A 16,375-nucleotide genomic window follows, 5' to 3' on the forward strand; every position below is an offset into this window, starting at 1 on the left:
ACAATCGATAGATGAAGACGACCACTGAAGAACTGCTGGCCTTTGTGACGGTGATCGACAGCGGGTCGATCACTGCGGCCGCCGAAGCATTGCAGCAAACCGTTTCCGGCGTGAGCCGTGCGTTGACGCGGCTGGAACACAAGCTCGATGCCACGCTGGTACGGCGGACCACGCGCCGCCTGCAACTCACCGACGAAGGCGAACTCTTCCTGGTGCGTGCCCGCGCCATCCTCACCGCGATGGAAGATGCGGAGGAGTCGATCGCCCGGCAACGCGAGCGTCCTGCGGGGCGGTTGCGGGTGGATGCCGCGTCGCCGTTCGTGCTTCATTGCATCGTGCCGCACGTGCAGGCGTTCGCGGCGGCGTATCCGGAAATCCTGCTGGAATTGAGCAGCAACGAGCGGATCGTCGACTTGATGGAGCAGCGCGTGGATATCGCGATCCGGATCGGCGCGTTGCAGGATTCCACGCTGCACGCGCGCTCGCTCGGCAGCAGCCGGCTGCGTATTCTGGCGAGTCCGGCGTATCTGGCAGAGCGTGGAGAACCGCGCACGGTGGCTGAATTGCGGCGGCACCGGCTGATCGGTTTTACGGCGCCGGAGAGCCTGAACGACTGGCCCTTGATCGATGACGACAGCGACCACCGTGACGCTGGTGCGCGCTTTCGGATCGTGCCGGAAATTGCGGCATCGAGCGGCGAGACCATGCGGCAACTCGCGCTGGCAGACGGCGGGATCGTATGCCTGGCCGCATACATGACCCAAGCCGACGTGGCGAGCGGACGCCTGCAAACCGTGATGAACGGCGTTTTGCTCGACGTCCGGCAGCCCATCAGCGCGGTGTTCTACCAGAGCGCGTCGATGGCGGGACGGGCGAAAGCCTTCCTCGATTTCCTCGCCGGACGGTTGGTCCTTTGAGCCGCCCGACGTATGCTGCCGACTCCCCCTTTTTTAATTCGTGAACGTCACCATGCCCATTCAGCTCATCAACGCGCCCGGTCTTCCCGTTCCCGCCGGCCACTATAGCCACGCAGCCCGTACGGGTAATCTCGTCTGTGTCTCGGGCCAGTTGCCGATGCGTTCCGATGGCACGCATACCGGCGACTTGCCGTTCGAAGAACAAGCTCGGCAGGCGCTGGACAATGTGAGCACGGTGCTGGCCGCAGCAGGCGCGGGGTTGAAGGACGTCATCGAGGTGACGGTTTATCTGGTCGGCGTGGATCACTGGAAGACTTTCAACGAGATCTACGCGCGTCATTTCGGTGACTGGAAACCGGCGCGTGCGGTCGTTCCCGTCGGCGCGCTGCATTATGGTTATTTGCTGGAAATAGCGGCGCGGGCCTGGGTGGAAGAGGGTTGAGCGTTTGCCCGCGCGTCAGGAGCCCGAAGCCGTTGGCGTAACGCGGCATCGCTTTTATCATGGCGGGGTCGCGTGTTCTCGCAGGTGACTTAATGATCCATCTCGTGATGCTTTTGCTAGGTGTGGACTACCTGCGCCGCCGTTGGCGCACGCTGGCCGTGGTGGGCGGCATCTGGCTGGTGATCGGAATATCGGTGTTTGTCGATGCCCTCGACGGCGTTCTCTATTTTCCCATCCACGTCTTCGCCTGGCTGCTGCTCGCCGAAGGTCTCGCGACCCTCGCTATAGCGAATATCGGGGTGGGCGGCCAGCGCACGCTGCGTTATGTGAAAGGCGGCGCGTTCACGCTCGCTGCGCTGCTGATCATGGCGGGCAATCATCACGGCAACTTTGTGCTGTCGATGATCTTCGGTACGCTTTTTCTCGCCGATGGCTTGCTGCAGACCGCGTCGGCTGTCGTCGTGCGCTACAGCCGATGGAGGATCGTGCTGGCGCTGGCTATTGTCGAAATCCTGCTGGCGATTTTTTTCTTCGAACCGTATCCCACGCATTACGTTGGCACGGCACCCTATGCAGTTGGGCTCGGACTCGCATTCGGCGGCTGGAACATGCTGTGGATCGCCTTTCGCGTGCGCCGCATGGAAAGCCTGCCGCCGGAAAACGAAAAGACCCTGGCGCTCTCCGATGACGTGATCGCCGATCCCGCCCATGCCGAAAAAACCGCGGCAGCACAGGCCGTCGCCGGTGCGGCTGCGACAGAGGCCGACGGGCCTTTCGAATGGGACGGCCCACCCGCCGCCGATGAAAAAGCGCTCACCGTGCACGTGTGGACACCGGTCGGGTCCGCGCGGGCGCAAGCGCATCGGCGTCTGATCGTGGACCGCTACATCGCCGCCGTCGATGCCAACGGCGTCATCTCGACGGGCCATGCAGCGCTGGAGTCGCCTGAGGGCATCTACATCAGCCTGTATCCGGGCGTGGAGATCGACCGTTCGCCGGACGAGTTCGGACGCATCCTGCGTGCGACCCGCGAGAACAATGTGCCGGGCACGTTCCAGCCCGACTACGCGACGGAATCGAAGGCATGGTGCGAGTCCACGACTCGCGTGCGCATTCGCAATTACCGGCCGGAACGGCTGAAGGTGTTCTGGGAGAAATACCGGCAGGATCAGACCTATAACCTGACCTACCGGAATTGTTCCAGCACCGTCTCCAAGGCGCTGGAAGCGGCGCTGGAAGGGACGGTAGGCACCTTTCATGGTCACGATGTCGGCTGGCGGGCGTTCCTGCGTCTGATCGTGACGCCGGAGTTGTGGGTCGCCGCGCAGATCCGCAAACGCGCCGCCACGATGGCCTGGACACCTGGCCTGACGCTCGACTACGCGAGGGCGCTGAGCATGCTGGCCGATCCGCGGCCATTCGGCTATCTCAAGATGGCGCGGCTCGCGGTGCGCAAGATGCTGCGTTCGCGACGTGAATGGAGACAGGAAGCGTCTGATGCCGCCGATGCCCGCGCAGGCAGGATGGACGGCTCGCGCGCTTCCTAGGTCTTAGGGGCCACCGCGATTCGTGACTCGTCGCTCGGGCTCGTGGCTCAGGCCAGATCGAGCGCTGCCGTCAAATCTCCCAACGGCGCTTCGCCGTTTGCCGTGAATGCCCGGTCCCTCGCGATAACGCCATCGAGCGGCACCAGGTCGTGGACGCGCGTGATGAATCGCAGGATCGATGCCGTGTCGTAGACCGTGTGGTCGACGACGCCCTTCTTCGCGAAGGGCGCGATCACCAGTGCCGGAACGCGCGATCCCGGTCCCCATCGATCTCCCCTGGGCGGCGGGACGTGATCCCACCAGCCGCCGTTTTCGTCGTGCGTGATGATCACGACCGTGCTTTCCCATTGCGGCCCGCGCTGGATCCGCTCGACCACGTTGGCAAGATGCCGGTCACCCGATTCGACATCGGCGTAACCCGCATGCATGTTCAGATTGCCCTGCGGTTTGTAGAACGTCACGGCCGGTAACCGCCCCGCGTCTATATCCGCAATGAACTTGTTGGTCGACGGATCGTCGCCGAGACCGGCGTCGCGCAAGTGTTGAGTGCGCGCCTGCGTGCCTGGTGCGAAGCTGCGGAAATAGTTGAACGGTTGATGGTGATACTGGAAATCGGGAACCATGCCGGTGTCGCGATGCGCGAGCGCATAGTCCCAGCCGCCACCGTACCACGCCCAGTCCACGCCCTTATCCGACAACCGGTCGCCGATCGTTGCGTAAGTCTGTGGCGGCAGCACACGATAATTCGATGGATCCGCCAGCGTGGGATCGCCGCCTTCCGCCGGACGGACGTTGCTTGGCTGATAGGGCGGCGCCATTGTGTTGACGGCGTAGCCGTCGGCTGTGAGCGCACCGTCGTTGACATAGGACGGCGGTCCATCGAGTGCCGATGCCGGTGAGTCGGCCGCGAGTTTCAGTCGCGTGCCTAGCGGATCGTCGCCGTCCAGCACGGACAGGAGCTTTCTGGCTGGGCCGTTGTGCGCGTCCGGATAAAGCGGGGTCTGTGCCGAAATCAAAAAGATGTGATTGAGCCAGGAACCGCCGAACGCAGCCATGAAGAAGTTGTCGCACAGCACGTTTTGCCGCGCGATGTTCCAGAGCTTCAGCGATTCAGCCGAATTGCGGTAATGCCCCATGACCAGCCCGCCGGAGTCGCCCCATGCGGCGAACTGGTTGTTGCGTCCCGCGTTGATCTGCATCTGGTTCTGATAGAAACGGTGCACGAGGTCACGCGTGATGACACCGTTCGGCAACGGTTGTCCCTCCGCGTCGACGAGGTGGAACGGTCCGTTTGGCACCCTGTCGATCTGTTTCTCCGAGATCATGTAGCGCTTGCCGTCCACTTCCTGCGCCTGCGGCACGAGGCCGCCCCAGATTTTCGGCAGGACGGGCAGGGGCGTGCGGCCGTCGCGATCCAGTTGTACATAGCGCGATGCGGGCACGGCCCCAAGCGGATATTGCACGCCGGGATAATTGGCCCACAGGTTGCTGAAGCTGCGATTTTCCGCGTAGATCACAACGATATGCCGCACCTTGGCCTGCAGCGTCCGGTCTAGCGCGATGTCAGCGGTGGTCTTGGGCGTGGTGGGACGCGAATCGAAGAGATTACAGCCGCTTAGCGACAATCCAGTCAGGCCAGCGAGACCAACGCCGGCCGCGAGCAGGCGACGGCGCACGGGGTCGTGGGGCAGGTCGGAGGCGGGCAGTTCGTCTTTGTCGCGGGGATCGTCGGTGTGGCTCATACGCGGCTCCTGGTTGTCTCGTGGCTAACCATTGTGAATCAAGCGCGAAAGTGAATCAAAGCGCGGGACGCTACCCGCCCCCTGCTCATAGGATCTATCGGGGCAAGTACGTGTATGCATTACTTCATCAACTTTCGTCCACCTGAATCCTGCGCGAAAACGCTGGCTCCAGATAGCTGACCGAACGGCCTATGCGCCTGAAAACGCGTCTGCCCAGACGTCCTATGCCTTTTGGTCTACTGGAAAGCGTCACGCTGGGCGACTACTATCGTTCGAACTGCCCGAGAATCAACTGAGCACCAGTTTCACGCCGACAATCACGAGCGTTGCGGCCAGCAGATTGCGCAGCAGCACTTCCGGCGCCCGGGTGGAGAGCAGGCTGCCCAGCACGATACCCGGCAGCGAACCCACGAGCAGGGACAGCAGCAGGTCCCAGTTGACGGAACCGAGCAGCCAATGGCCGGTCCCTGCAATCAGCGTAAGCGGAACAGCGTGCGCAATATCGGAGCCGACTATCCGCGCGGTCGGCAAACGCGGGTAGAGCAGCAAGAGCACGGTTACGCCAATGGCGCCCGCGCCGACCGAGGTGATGGACACCAGCACGCCCAGGATGGCGCCGGTGAGCACCGTCCAGGCCGCCGTGCGGGTCTCGCGGCTCGCCGCGCCTGGTTTTCCGCTTGCCTCGCGGGCCATGCCGGTCTTGTACGCAAAGCGCGCGAGTTGCGGCCGGAACACGAGCGAGACGGCGGTGACGAGCAGCGCGGAACCCAGCACGAGCTGGATCACGCGGGCCGCGGCGGGCGTGTTCAAACCGTACCGGTTGAGCAAGACCAGGGTGATTGCCGCCGCCGGGATGCTTCCGGCCGCGAGCCGGCCGGTGATGCGCCAGTCCACGGAACCCTTGATGCCGTGGACCAGCGTGCCGGTCGCCTTGGTCGCGGCCGCGTAGAGCAAGTCCGTGCCGACCGCGGTGGCGGGGTGGATGCCGAACAGGAGCACGAGCAAAGGCGTCATCAGCGAGCCGCCGCCCACGCCGGTCAGGCCCACGAGGAAGCCAACGGCCAGGCCGGATGCTGAATAAAGTAAGTCGATGTGTGGAAAAGGCATACGGCGCGGAGAACCGGTTGAATGAGCGTCGGTCGAAAAACGGTCGATGATAGCGGGTCCACGGTGCGCTTGCTTCCGGTTCGTGCAAATTGATTCGCGGGCTCCGGCCGTACAATCGGCTGGGTGTCCAGGCAACTCTTTCAGGAAGGTGTAATGGAAACGAAGGAACAACAGCAAGCAAAGCAGGCGCTCAGGGACCGAGAGGACCGTGATATCGCTCGCGAAGCTGCCCACGGCCCCGCTCATGACGACATGCCCGATCCGATCCGCAGCACGGCCGGCGTTCGCGAGGTTCCTCCGTCGACGCCCGACGCAGTCACGGACGGCGCGTTTATCGCAACCGAGCATACGAACTACGCGAACGAGCGCCAATTCGTGCTCAAGGCGGGCAATACCTTCGTCGTCAACGACGCAAACGGCGACATCCGCGGCAATGACGACGGCCTTTTCGTCAACGACACACGTGTGTTGTCACAGTTGCGCCTGACCTTCGGCGGACGCTCGCCATCGCTCCTGTCCGGCAGTGTGTCGAGCGACAACGCCGTCTTCACCGCGCATCTGACCAACCGGCCGCTGCCGCCTATCGGCGGCGCGACCACGCCCGAAGGCGTGATCCACGTCGAGCGTCGGCGGGTGTTGTCGCGGCACGTGCTGCACGAAGCGATCGTGCTGACCAACTACGGCACGGAACCAGCCACTGTGCCGCTTTCTATCAACTTCGCCGCCGACTTCCACGACATGTTCGAAGTGCGCGGGTCCACCCGTCCGAAACGCGGGGAGATGCGTGAGCCGTGTATCGAAGATGGCGAGGTGGTGTTGCGCTATACGGGTCTCGATGAAGTGGAGCGGACCGCGCGCATCCAGTTTTCGCCGGCGCCGCATTCGCTCTCGGTCAATCGCGCGGATTACGTGCTGCGGATTCAGTCGGAAACTGCCATGTCGATCTACTTGTCGATCACGGCGGTCGCACATGCATTGAGCGACGCCAGCGCTGAGAGCAAGAAGATTGCCGAGGAAGGCGCCGAATGCGCACCGGAGTCGGGCCGGCCGGCCATTCGTGAAGCGCTCGTCGACGCCCATCGGCGCATGCGTGAGCGGCGGCGGTCCGTGGCGCGAGTGCGGTCCAGCAATCCGTTGTTTAGCGAATGGATCGATCGTTCGCTCGCTGACCTTGGCTTGTTGACTACGGATCTCGAAACGGGACCGTATCCGTACGCGGGAATCCCGTGGTTTTCAACGGCTTTTGGCCGGGACGCCATCATTACGTCCTTGCAGATGTTGTGGATCGATCCGTCGCTTGCCCGCGGCGTGCTGCGTTTTCTCGCGGCGCATCAGGCTCGCGAGGACTCGGCGTTTCGCGACGCGGAAGTCGGCAAGATCATGCACGAGACACGCAATAGCGAAATGGCCGCAACGGGCGAAGTACCGTTCGCGATGTACTACGGTGGTGTCGACAGCACCCCGCTGTTCGTCGCGCTGGCCGGCGCGTACGCACAGCGTACGGGCGACTCCGCGCTGATCGACGAATTGTGGCCCGCGCTGCAACTGGCCGGCCAATGGATTGCGCGTCATTGCGATAAAAACGAATTCGGTTTGTTGAGCTACCAGCGCGCAACCGAAGCGGGCCTGGCCAACCAGGGCTGGAAAGACAGCGGCGACTCCGTGTTTCACGCAGACGGTAGTTTCCCGGTCGGGCCGATCTCGCTGGTCGAAGTCCAGGCGTATGCATCTACCGCGTTCTCCACCATGGCCCACTTCGCCAGACAACGCAAAGCACCCGAGCAAGCGCTGGCTTTCGAGCTGCGCGCGCAAAACATCCGCGAGTGCGTGGAGACGATGTTCTGGATGCCCGAGTCGGAGTTCTACGGCATTGCGCTCGACGGCAAGGGCAAGTTGTGCAAGGTGTTGGCGTCGAATGCGGGACACTTGCTGGCCTTCGATCTGGTCGAGCGCAGCCGCGGCGAAGCGGTCGCGCGGCAACTCGAATCGACCTTGTTCAACACCGGCTGGGGCGTGCGGACGTTGGCAGCGGGCCAGCCCCGCTTCAATCCGATGTCGTACCACAACGGTTCCGTGTGGCCGCACGACAGCGCCATGTGCGCTCGCGGACTCGCGCGTTATGGCGATCGCAGCGGTGCAGTGCGTTTGTTGCAGGCACTATTCGAAGCGGCCGTCACCTTCGATATGCGCCTGCCCGAGTTGTTCTGCGGCTTCACCCGGCAACGCGGCGAGCGGCCGATCGGCTATCCGGTCGCGTGTTTGCCGCAAGCGTGGGCGGCCGGATCGCCGTTCATGATCCTGGAGGCCTGCCTCGGGATCACAATCGATGCCGAGCACGAGGAAGTGCGGATCGACCGGCCGCAGTTGCCGGATGGTATCGACTGGCTCGAAATCGGTGATCTGCGGGTGGGCGACAAGACCGTGTCCATTACCTTCCGGCGCGTGGGCGGGCAGGTCGTGCCGTCCATCGAAGGCGATATCCGGGTGGTGGCGGTGCTTTGAACGCACCGGACACCACCGCTACCACCGCCGCTTAAACCGCGACGCTGCCGACGTAGTTCTCGGCCAGCGCCGTGGCGGCAGCGCGCGAGGTGGTCACGTGTTCGAGCTCGGCTACTTGCAGGCGTTGTTCGAACGGCGAGGTGTCGTCGAGTTTGTGCAGCATCCGGGTCATCCACCACGAGAAATGCTCGGCGCGCCAGACGCGCTTCAAGGCGGTTTCGGTGTAGCGGTCCAGCTTGTCGCTCGCGCCTTCTTCGTAGAACGCTTGCAGCGCCGCGGTCAGCACGCGGACGTCGGATACCGCCAGGTTCATGCCCTTTGCGCCGGTGGGCGGGACAATATGCGCGGCGTCGCCGGCGAGGAACAGCTTGCCGGCTTGCATCGGCGTGGAGACGAAGCTGCGCATGCCGACAATGTTCTTCTGGAAGATCCGCCCTTCGGTGATCTGCCAGCCGTCGAGCGTGTCCACGCGTGCGTGCAGTTCGGACCAGATGCGGTCGTCGGACCAGGCATCGACCGAGTCCTTCGGGTCGCACTGGAAGTACATGCGCTGTACGTTCGGCGAGCGCGTGCTGATGAGCGCAAAGCCGCGATCGTGGCGAGCGTAAATGAGTTCGTGCGCGGAAGGCGGCGCTTCGACCAGAATCCCGAACCAGCCAAACGGATAGATGCGCTGATAGTCGTGCCTCACTGCCTGGGGCATCGACCCACGTGCGACCCCTTGCGACCCGTCGCAACCGATGATGAAGTCGCACTCCAGTTCGTGCTCAAACCCTTCGTGCCGATACCGGACGCTGGGCCGGGTAGAGCCGGGGGCATCGTCGAAATTGTGCAGCGACACGTCGGTGACGCCGAATTTCAGCGCGCCGTAGGCCGCTACACGTGCGGCGACCAGATCCTTGATGACTTCGTGCTGTGCGTAGACGGTGATCGAATGGCCGGTGAGTTCAGTTAGCGCGATGCGCCGGCGTTGCCCTTCGAAGGCGAGTTCGAAACCGTGATGCACCGCGCCTTCGGCCTGCATTCGTGCACCGAGTCCGGCTTCGTTAAGCAGGTCCATGGTGCCTTGTTCGAGAACGCCGGCACGGATGGTGGATTCGATTTCGCCGCGGCTGCGTGCCTCGAGCACGACCGACTCGATACCGCGAAGATGGAGCAGATGGGAGAGCAGGAGGCCCGCAGGGCCCGCACCGATAATGCCGACTTGTGTACGCATGAATGTCTCCGGAATGCGTGTTGATTTTGTGGACACAGTCTTGCGCATGGATGGGGTATCGCGCAACGCGATACCGTGGATAGGCCGTATTCTGAATACCGATAAAGGTAGTGGCGTGGCACCGGGGTTTGGAAGCTTGGTTGGTACGGGCGGTCCGGCTTGGAGCGGGTGCGTCGTGCATGCGAAACTGGCGTTTTCACGCCACCAAGCGCCAGCATCGCGCGCTGCTCAAAGCTCTAATACCTATGCCTACGCCTTTCACCATCCGCCGTCTCACTCCCGCCGATGCTTCCGCGTATCGCGACATCAGGCTCGAAGGTCTCGCCCGGCACCCTGATGGCTTCGGTTCGGCGTGGGAAGACGAGGTCGAGCAACCACTCGCGTGGTTTGAGCAACGGATCGCAAACGCCGCCGTGTTCGGCGGTTTTCTAAGCGATGAAAACGACCTGGCGGGCGTGGCGGGCCTGGTCGTGCCGCAAGGCGCGAAACTCAGGCACAAGGGCGTGTTGGTAGGAATGTATGTCCGGCCGACAGCTCGTGGTACGGGCATGGCGGCGGCCATCGTGCAAGCTGTCATAAGCCACGCACGCACCATCGTGGAGGAAATCCAGCTGACGGTCGCGCCGCACAACGAAGCAGCGCAGAAGCTGTATCGCGCAGCGGGCTTCATCGAGTACGCGCGTGAACCGCGTTCGCTGAAAATCGACGGCAAGTATCATGACTCGCTGCTCATGACCTTGCCGTTCGACCCTGCCGCTAAAACTGACCAAGTAGCCAAGTTAAGCGACTAACCGCCGCTCGATTCCCGCAGTTGATTTGCCCGGTACTCGCCCTGGCGCGCGAACATCCAGCCCGGATATTCGCTGGCGAGCTGACTGACTTCATCGAGTGCGGCGAGTTCGTCGTCGTTCAGCTTAACTTGCGTCGCTGCGATGTTGTCATCGAGTTGCTCGACGCGTTTCGCCCCGATAATCACGCTCGTCACCACCTTCTGATGCAGCAGCCATGCGAGCGCGATTTGCGCCACGGTCACGCCTTTGGCTTCGGCCATCTTCGTCATGGCATCGATACAGTCATACGCGCGATCCATGTTCACCGGCGGGAACTGGAAGTTCGTGCGGCGGCCCTGCTCGCTTGAACTGCCGTCGCGCTTGTATTTGCCGCTGAGCAAACCGCCTGCGAGCGGACTCCACACCATCAGGCCGACGTTTTCGCTCTTCAGCATCGGCACGATTTCACGTTCGAGATCGCGCCCGGCGATTGTGTAATACGCCTGTAGCGACTCGAAACGCGCGAGGCCGAGGCGTTCCGAAATGCCGAGCGCCTTGGAGATTTGCCACGCCGCCCAGTTCGATACGCCGATATACCGGACATGGCCGTGTCGCACGAGCGTGTCGAGCGCCCGCAGCGCTTCTTCAATCGGCGTGGCTTGATCGAAGCCATGCAACTGATACAAATCGATATGATCGAGTTGCAGGCGTTTCAAACTCGCCTTCACGCCGTCGATGATGTGATACCGCGACGCCCCGCGCGAATTGATACCCTTCGTGCCGGTTTCGCCGTGGATCTTGGTCGCGACCACCACGTTTTCGCGCGGTACTTTCAGGTTCTTGAGCGCTTGGCCGGTCATGATCTCCGAGCTGCCGTCGGCGTAGACGTCGGCGGTATCGATGAAGTTGATGCCTGCATCCAGCGCCCGGCCGACGAGCTTGTCCGCGTCCGCCTGTTGCAGCCCGCCAATATTGGTCCAGATGCCGCCTTCGCCGAAGGTCATCGTGCCGAGGCAGAGTTCTGAGACGAACAAGCCGGTATTGCCGAATTTTCTGTTACGCATGCTGGGTTCCTTAGAATTCGTGCCTTAAATTTGCACATAGTCAGCGGTTTGCCCGATCGAAGCAAACCGCTGCGCGGCGGGACTATCGAACGCCCGTTCGATGTTTCAGCGACACCGCGATCAAGCAGTATCTGCCTGCGTCGCTCCGCCCGGCTAGCCTGATCCTGTCGGATCATTGCCCGATTCTGCAAAGGCCGCGTGTGTCTATGGGCGAAAATACTCGCGCGCGAGTAAGCTAAGTGGAATTCGCCGACAGCACGCGGTTAGCCTGGCTGACGGCAACCCTTCTCCATCCTTGCAAGGCTGCGGCCGGTCCATCGGGCGGCAGACGCGCAAACATACTGACTGCGAATCATGGCCCTGAATGAGACGGCGGATTCCGCCATCGATCCTTCGAACCACGCTATCAACGGCGCCGCTTCAACGCCGCTCGATCCCGGCCTCGACCATGCCCGGCTCGATCTCGTCGCGCTGCTGGATCGCTTTACCGCGGATACCACGGGCACGTGCGCGACTGCGGTGCAGGGTTTGTTCTTGCACCGGATCACGCATTGCGGCGGCCCGAGCCACGGCATCCAGACGCCGGCGCTTGGGGTGATCGCGCAAGGCTCGAAGCGGATCATGGTCGGCGACGAACTGTATGTCTACGATCCCATGCATTACCTCGTTTCGTCGGTGGACCTGCCGGTGATGGGACAGGTGACCGGCGCGACCGAGGACAAGCCGTATCTCGGCGTGCGGCTCGACCTCGATGTGGAGGAAATCACCAAGTTGATTCGCGACGAAAGCCTGCCGCCGTCGACTCCTGCCGATGCGTCACGCGGCCTGTATGTCAACCGGCTGGGCACGTCGTTGCTCGATGCCGTGTTGCGGCTGCTGCGCCTGCTCGATACACCCGAGGACATTCCGATTCTCGCGCCGCTGGTCAAGCGCGAGATTTTGTATCGGCTGCTGATGAACGGTCCGGGTGCGCGCTTGCGTCAGATCGCGCTGCAGGACAGCCAGACGCAGCGCATCGCGAAGGCGATCATGTTGTTGCGCCAGCACTTCGATCAGCCGTTGCGCGTGGAGTCGATCGCACGCGACGTGCATATGAGCGTCTCATCGTTGCATCATCATTTCAAGGCGGTCACGGCGATGAGCCCGCTGCAATACCAGAAGCAGTTGCGGCTTCAGGAAGCGCGCCGGCTGATGCTGATCGACATGACCGATGCAGCGACGGCGGCGCATCGCGTGGGCTATGAGAGCGCGTCGCAATTCAGCCGCGAGTACAGCCGGTTGTTCGGCGCGCCGCCATTACGCGATACCCGCAAATGGCGCGAGTCAGCGAGCGCGTGATGAAGGTTTAAAGCGCAAGGTTTAAAACCAGCAAGAACGAAAAAGCTAGGGACGTCCTTGGCTTTTTCGTTTTTAACGCCTGCGCGACCAGTCAGGAACGATCAATAGTCCCGGTGCGGCGGCCCGTCATAGCGTGGCGCGTGATGGCGTTCCCACTCGCGCCGTTCCCAGTAGCGATGCCCGTCGTAATACCGGTCGCCGTGCCAGCCGCGGCTCTCTGCGTGAACGTAGCCGGGGTGGTAATGGTCGTCGGCGGATGCGGTATTCGTGAAGCCGAGGCTCATCGCTGCCGCAGCCGCAAGCGATGCGGCCGTCAACACTTTCCTGACTGTCAACATGATGGTTTCCTTCGCGTTTGTTTTGTCGGTTTGCCGCCTGACCGGTTACGGATCATCGGCTGTCGATCATGGTGTTATTTGCGGGCTTAATAGCGGCCGTAATAGTCGTGATGGTGGTACCCGCCGCCGTCCGGCACGATGATGCAACCGCCGAGGGCGCTGCCGAGCAGCAGTGCGAGCGTGGCGAGAATCGCTAATCGTTTCATTGGTTTCTCCAAGTGAAATCCGTGAAATCAATGTAGCGATTAGGTAAATGACAAGCCGTTTGCGTTTGTAAGGAAACGTGTGTGCCGAAATATTCGGTAAAGGCAGCGAAGGCTTATGCGCCGCACGCTGTTACCGAACGATCTTCGGCCTTACATTTGGCGTGAGCGAGACCCCGACAACGCGGCCATCGCGCACACCACAGCGGCTGTCCACGCGGGTCCATTGCGACTCGCCGCGAGCTTTGGCGAAGGCGCGCATGATGATCACTTCGTCCACCGGAATGGGATTGCCGGCGCTGAAGAGGGTGGTGTCGTCATCGACTTTTGCGCTCAGCACACGCCGGTCAGGCACGATGAAGGTGTCGTACTTCGGCGTGAGCGCGACCCAGCGGTCGAACGCGGCGACGCAGCGGATCACCGGGTCCGGCACATGCATGCGCTTGAGGTAGGCGTAGTCTTCCTGCGACGGGTCTGGGGTTTCCTGCGCGTGGCCCAACTGGTAAACCGATGCGGCAAGCAGTAGGGCAATCAGCGCGGCAGGGGTCGAATTGAGTTTTTTCATGCGGACGATTTTCAATTCACGGGAGGGAGTCGCCTGCGAGCGGGGCCGCAGGCGGGGAAAGTATACCGTGGGACCACGTGAAATCTTCATCCCCTCATAATATCGGTCATCGCTACTTCGCCGGATCGTCCCTGAATGACTGAACTCAAGCTGAATTCGAACCCGTCGCCACGTTTGACGAGCCTTTCTCACGGGGGCGGCTGCGGCTGCAAGATCGCCCCGGGCATCCTCGCGGACTTGCTGAAGCGCAACGTTCCCTTACCCCTGTTCCCCGATCTGCTGGTCGGCAACGACACCGCCGACGACGCGGCGGTGTATCGCCTGAACGACGAGCAGGCGATTGTCGCGACCACGGACTTCTTCATGCCGATCGTCGACGACCCGTTCGACTTCGGCCGCATCGCCGCGACCAATGCGCTGTCCGACGTCTACGCAATGGGCGGCAAACCCATCCTCGCGCTCGCGCTGGTCGGCATGCCGATCAACGTGCTGCCGCACGAGGTGATCGCGGCCGTGCTGAAAGGCGGCGAGTCGATCTGCGCTGAAGCGGGCATCCCGGTTGCGGGCGGCCATTCCATCGATTCGGTTGAGCCCATCTACGGCCTCGCGGCGCTCGGCATCGTGCATCCGCTACGCGTGAAACGTAACGCAGCCGCGCGTCCGGGCGATGTGTTGATCCTCGGCAAACCGCTGGGCGTGGGCGTGCTGTCGGCAGCGCTGAAGAAGGATCAACTCGATGCCGCCGGCTACGCCGCGATGATCGCCGCTACCACGAAGCTCAACCGGCCCGGCACGGACCTCGCCGCGCTCGACGCCGTGCACGCCCTCACCGACGTGACCGGTTTCGGCCTGCTCGGCCATACGCTGGAACTCAGCCGCGGTGCCAAGCTGACCGCACGCCTTCGATACGCCGACTTGCCGTGGCTGCCCGGGGTCCAGGACTTTGCCAAAGCGGGCGTGTTCACGGGCGCCTCCGGTCGCAACTGGACGGCATACGGACACGACATCATGCTGGCTTCGTCGTTGCACGACGTGGCACGAACGCTGCTCACCGATCCCCAGACTTCGGGCGGCCTGCTGGTTTCCTGCGCGCCCGAAGCGGTCGATGAAGTGCTCGCCATCTTCCGCGCGGACGGCTTCGATGACGCGGCCGTGATCGGTGAAATGATCGATGGCGAGAGCCGCGTCGAAGTCGTTTAGCGCGTCTGTTTGCTGAGAGCGTCCCTGACTCATTCCCGCCAGGAGCACGATGAAAGAAGAATCGCCGAAGGCCATTTTCTACGCGCTCGCAGCCAATTTCGGCATTGCCGTCTGCAAGTTCGGAGCGGCTGCGTTGACAGGTTCCGGCTCCATGTTCGCCGAAGCGATCCACTCCACCGCCGACTGCGGCAATCAACTCTTGCTGCTGTTCGGCCTCAAGCGTTCACAGGCCCCTGCCGACGTTTTGCATCCGCTCGGCTCGGGCCGGGAGATCTACTTCTATTCCATGCTCGTCGCGTTGCTGCTGTTCTTCGTCGGCGGCGCGTTTTCGGTCTATGAAGGCGTGCATCGGCTCGCCCGGCATGAGGAGCTCAGCAATCCGATCGTCGCGCTGGTGGTGCTCGGGGTGTCGGTCGTGCTCGAAGCGTTTTCCCTTGCCGGTGCGTTGCGCGAGATTCGCAAGTCATCGGGGAACAAGTCGCTGTGGCGCTGGTTTCGTGAGACACGGGAATCCGAACTGATTGTGGTGACCGGCGAAGATGTCGCTGCGCTGGCGGGTCTCGCAATTGCGTTCTGCGCCGTGCTCATGACCATGATCACGGGCAATCCCGTCTACGATGCAGCGGGTTCGATCGGCGTCGGTGTGCTGCTGATGGTGATCGCTTATCTCGTCGCACGCGAAGTGAAGTCGATGATTGTCGGGGAATCGGCGAGTCCAGAGGTCCGCCGGGCTATCGATGCCCACTTGCGCGCACGCCCGGAAATTATTCGCGTGATCAACCTGATTACGCTGCAGTGGGGCAAACAGATCGTCGTGGCTGTGCAGGCCGAAATGGTGGAGTACGACAGCGGCCGCGCGATGGTCGATGCAATCAACGTGATCGAAGCCGATCTGCAGCGCGCGTTCCCCGAAGCGCGCTGGGTATTCTTCGAGCCGGATATTCCCCGCGTGGGCGAGGCGCGCGCTTAACCCCGGATTCGCGTTCCACTAAACTGCACGACATCGCGTTGATTCGATTCCGGTGTCGTAATTTGGACTTGGACGGGCATGCCCATGTCAGGTTGTTTTGATCAGACGTTTGATGCACGAACCATTCCAGTTTGTCCAGCTTGAGAGTGATCACCGCAGGTTCATCGCGCTGTGGCCTGAGCGCATCCGTTGCGGAATCCCTAACCGAGTTCCTCATCCCGCCCATGCGCAAAATTGTTCTCGTCCTCTTTCTTCTTGTCCTGAGCGTCCTGACCAGCACGCTTCCGTTTGCTGCTAGCGCCGCCTCCGGGGCAGCCAGTCCGGTCACTAACCCATCATCCGTGACACTGACCCCTGAACAGGCGCGCGCCGCGCTGGCCGTCCTCAACGACCCCGCGCGCCGAAGTCAGATTGAGGACACGCTGCGCGCCGTCGCGGCCGCTGGAGCACTCGC

At 62.4% G+C, this 16,375-nt stretch carries 15 protein-coding genes; 9 read left to right on the plus strand and 6 right to left on the minus strand.

Features of this window, described 5'->3' with window-relative positions:
* The first annotated feature begins 11 nt into the window (after positions 1 to 11).
* The 3 genes from EOS_RS06755 (at position 12) to EOS_RS06765 (ending at position 2,906) form a co-directional block, all read left to right on the plus strand.
* Positions 12 to 917 (plus strand): LysR family transcriptional regulator, encoded by a 906-nt coding sequence (locus tag EOS_RS06755; RefSeq protein ID WP_047845824.1) that lies wholly within the window; start codon positions 12 to 14, stop codon positions 915 to 917.
* Between the two features lie 52 nt (positions 918 to 969).
* Positions 970 to 1,359, plus strand: coding sequence for a RidA family protein (locus EOS_RS06760; RefSeq protein ID WP_047845825.1), 390 nt, complete (start codon positions 970 to 972; stop codon positions 1,357 to 1,359).
* Between the two features lie 92 nt (positions 1,360 to 1,451).
* Complete coding sequence (locus tag EOS_RS06765; protein ID WP_047845826.1) at positions 1,452 to 2,906, plus strand: HdeD family acid-resistance protein; 1,455 nt, start codon at positions 1,452 to 1,454, stop codon at positions 2,904 to 2,906.
* A 47-nt stretch (positions 2,907 to 2,953) separates the two neighbouring features.
* Here EOS_RS06765 and EOS_RS06770 read toward each other — a convergent pair whose 3' ends face one another.
* A complete protein-coding gene (locus EOS_RS06770) occupies positions 2,954 to 4,648 on the minus strand; it encodes an acid phosphatase (protein ID WP_047845827.1) in 1,695 nt (564 codons plus the stop codon).
* 288 nt (positions 4,649 to 4,936) lie between these two features.
* On the minus strand, positions 4,937 to 5,755 hold the full coding sequence (locus EOS_RS06775) for a sulfite exporter TauE/SafE family protein (RefSeq protein WP_047845828.1): 819 nt from the start codon (positions 5,753 to 5,755) through the stop codon (positions 4,937 to 4,939).
* Between the two features lie 252 nt (positions 5,756 to 6,007).
* On the opposite strand from EOS_RS06775, the gene EOS_RS06780 reads away from it, so the two are divergent.
* Positions 6,008 to 8,257: an amylo-alpha-1,6-glucosidase gene (locus EOS_RS06780; RefSeq protein WP_082163244.1), complete on the plus strand. Its 2,250-nt coding sequence runs from the start codon at positions 6,008 to 6,010 to the stop codon at positions 8,255 to 8,257.
* Between the two features lie 31 nt (positions 8,258 to 8,288).
* Here EOS_RS06780 and EOS_RS06785 read toward each other — a convergent pair whose 3' ends face one another.
* The gene (locus EOS_RS06785) at positions 8,289 to 9,473 is read right to left on the minus strand and encodes a 4-hydroxybenzoate 3-monooxygenase (RefSeq protein WP_047845829.1); all 1,185 of its coding nucleotides are present in this window, start codon (positions 9,471 to 9,473) and stop codon (positions 8,289 to 8,291) included.
* 245 nt (positions 9,474 to 9,718) lie between these two features.
* On the opposite strand from EOS_RS06785, the gene EOS_RS06790 reads away from it, so the two are divergent.
* Positions 9,719 to 10,264, plus strand: a complete 546-nt coding sequence (locus EOS_RS06790; RefSeq protein WP_047845852.1) for a GNAT family N-acetyltransferase — start codon at positions 9,719 to 9,721, stop codon at positions 10,262 to 10,264.
* On the opposite strand, the gene EOS_RS06795 is transcribed toward EOS_RS06790, so the two are convergent.
* A complete protein-coding gene (locus tag EOS_RS06795; RefSeq protein ID WP_047845830.1) occupies positions 10,261 to 11,307 on the minus strand; it encodes an aldo/keto reductase in 1,047 nt (348 codons plus the stop codon). The two genes, EOS_RS06790 and EOS_RS06795, sit on opposite strands and share 4 nt — an antisense overlap.
* A gap of 354 nt (positions 11,308 to 11,661) precedes the next feature.
* On the opposite strand from EOS_RS06795, the gene EOS_RS06800 reads away from it, so the two are divergent.
* Positions 11,662 to 12,645 carry an AraC family transcriptional regulator gene (locus EOS_RS06800; RefSeq protein WP_082163240.1) on the plus strand — a complete coding sequence of 328 codons (984 nt, stop codon included), beginning with the start codon at positions 11,662 to 11,664 and terminating at the stop codon, positions 12,643 to 12,645.
* Positions 12,646 to 12,746: 101 nt separating this feature from the next.
* On the opposite strand, the gene EOS_RS06805 is transcribed toward EOS_RS06800, so the two are convergent.
* Positions 12,747 to 12,983, minus strand: coding sequence for a hypothetical protein (locus EOS_RS06805; RefSeq protein WP_047845831.1), 237 nt, complete (start codon positions 12,981 to 12,983; stop codon positions 12,747 to 12,749).
* Between the two features lie 336 nt (positions 12,984 to 13,319).
* On the minus strand, positions 13,320 to 13,751 hold the full coding sequence (locus EOS_RS06815; protein WP_047845833.1) for a BspC domain-containing protein: 432 nt from the start codon (positions 13,749 to 13,751) through the stop codon (positions 13,320 to 13,322).
* Between the two features lie 135 nt (positions 13,752 to 13,886).
* On the opposite strand from EOS_RS06815, the gene selD reads away from it, so the two are divergent.
* From selD to EOS_RS47940, 3 genes are all read left to right on the plus strand, one after another.
* A complete protein-coding gene (gene selD / locus EOS_RS06820) occupies positions 13,887 to 14,951 on the plus strand; it encodes a selenide, water dikinase SelD (RefSeq protein WP_047845834.1) in 1,065 nt (354 codons plus the stop codon).
* 49 nt (positions 14,952 to 15,000) lie between these two features.
* Positions 15,001 to 15,921: a cation diffusion facilitator family transporter gene (locus tag EOS_RS06825; protein WP_047845835.1), complete on the plus strand. Its 921-nt coding sequence runs from the start codon at positions 15,001 to 15,003 to the stop codon at positions 15,919 to 15,921.
* Positions 15,922 to 16,145: 224 nt separating this feature from the next.
* Positions 16,146 to 16,375 (plus strand): hypothetical protein (locus tag EOS_RS47940; protein ID WP_152693087.1); only part of this gene is annotated, 230 nt, incomplete at its 3' end.

Source organism: Caballeronia mineralivorans PML1(12), assembly GCF_001028175.1.
Classification (GTDB): Bacteria; Pseudomonadota; Gammaproteobacteria; order Burkholderiales; family Burkholderiaceae; genus Caballeronia; species Caballeronia mineralivorans.

Coding starts and splice junctions, on each gene's coding strand:
- EOS_RS06780 (WP_082163244.1), top strand. CDS start 6,008: ATGCCCGATCCGATCCGCAGCACGGCCGGCGTTCGCGAGGTTCCTCCG.
- EOS_RS06770 (WP_047845827.1), bottom strand. CDS start 4,648: ATGAGCCACACCGACGATCCCCGCGACAAAGACGAACTGCCCGCCTCC.
- EOS_RS06795 (WP_047845830.1), bottom strand. CDS start 11,307: ATGCGTAACAGAAAATTCGGCAATACCGGCTTGTTCGTCTCAGAACTC.
- EOS_RS06815 (WP_047845833.1), bottom strand. CDS start 13,751: ATGAAAAAACTCAATTCGACCCCTGCCGCGCTGATTGCCCTACTGCTT.
- EOS_RS06765 (WP_047845826.1), top strand. CDS start 1,452: ATGATCCATCTCGTGATGCTTTTGCTAGGTGTGGACTACCTGCGCCGC.
- EOS_RS06760 (WP_047845825.1), top strand. CDS start 970: ATGCCCATTCAGCTCATCAACGCGCCCGGTCTTCCCGTTCCCGCCGGC.
- EOS_RS06775 (WP_047845828.1), bottom strand. CDS start 5,755: ATGCCTTTTCCACACATCGACTTACTTTATTCAGCATCCGGCCTGGCC.
- EOS_RS06800 (WP_082163240.1), top strand. CDS start 11,662: ATGGCCCTGAATGAGACGGCGGATTCCGCCATCGATCCTTCGAACCAC.
- EOS_RS06805 (WP_047845831.1), bottom strand. CDS start 12,983: ATGTTGACAGTCAGGAAAGTGTTGACGGCCGCATCGCTTGCGGCTGCG.
- selD (WP_047845834.1), top strand. CDS start 13,887: ATGACTGAACTCAAGCTGAATTCGAACCCGTCGCCACGTTTGACGAGC.
- EOS_RS06825 (WP_047845835.1), top strand. CDS start 15,001: ATGAAAGAAGAATCGCCGAAGGCCATTTTCTACGCGCTCGCAGCCAAT.
- EOS_RS06755 (WP_047845824.1), top strand. CDS start 12: ATGAAGACGACCACTGAAGAACTGCTGGCCTTTGTGACGGTGATCGAC.
- EOS_RS06790 (WP_047845852.1), top strand. CDS start 9,719: ATGCCTACGCCTTTCACCATCCGCCGTCTCACTCCCGCCGATGCTTCC.
- EOS_RS06785 (WP_047845829.1), bottom strand. CDS start 9,473: ATGCGTACACAAGTCGGCATTATCGGTGCGGGCCCTGCGGGCCTCCTG.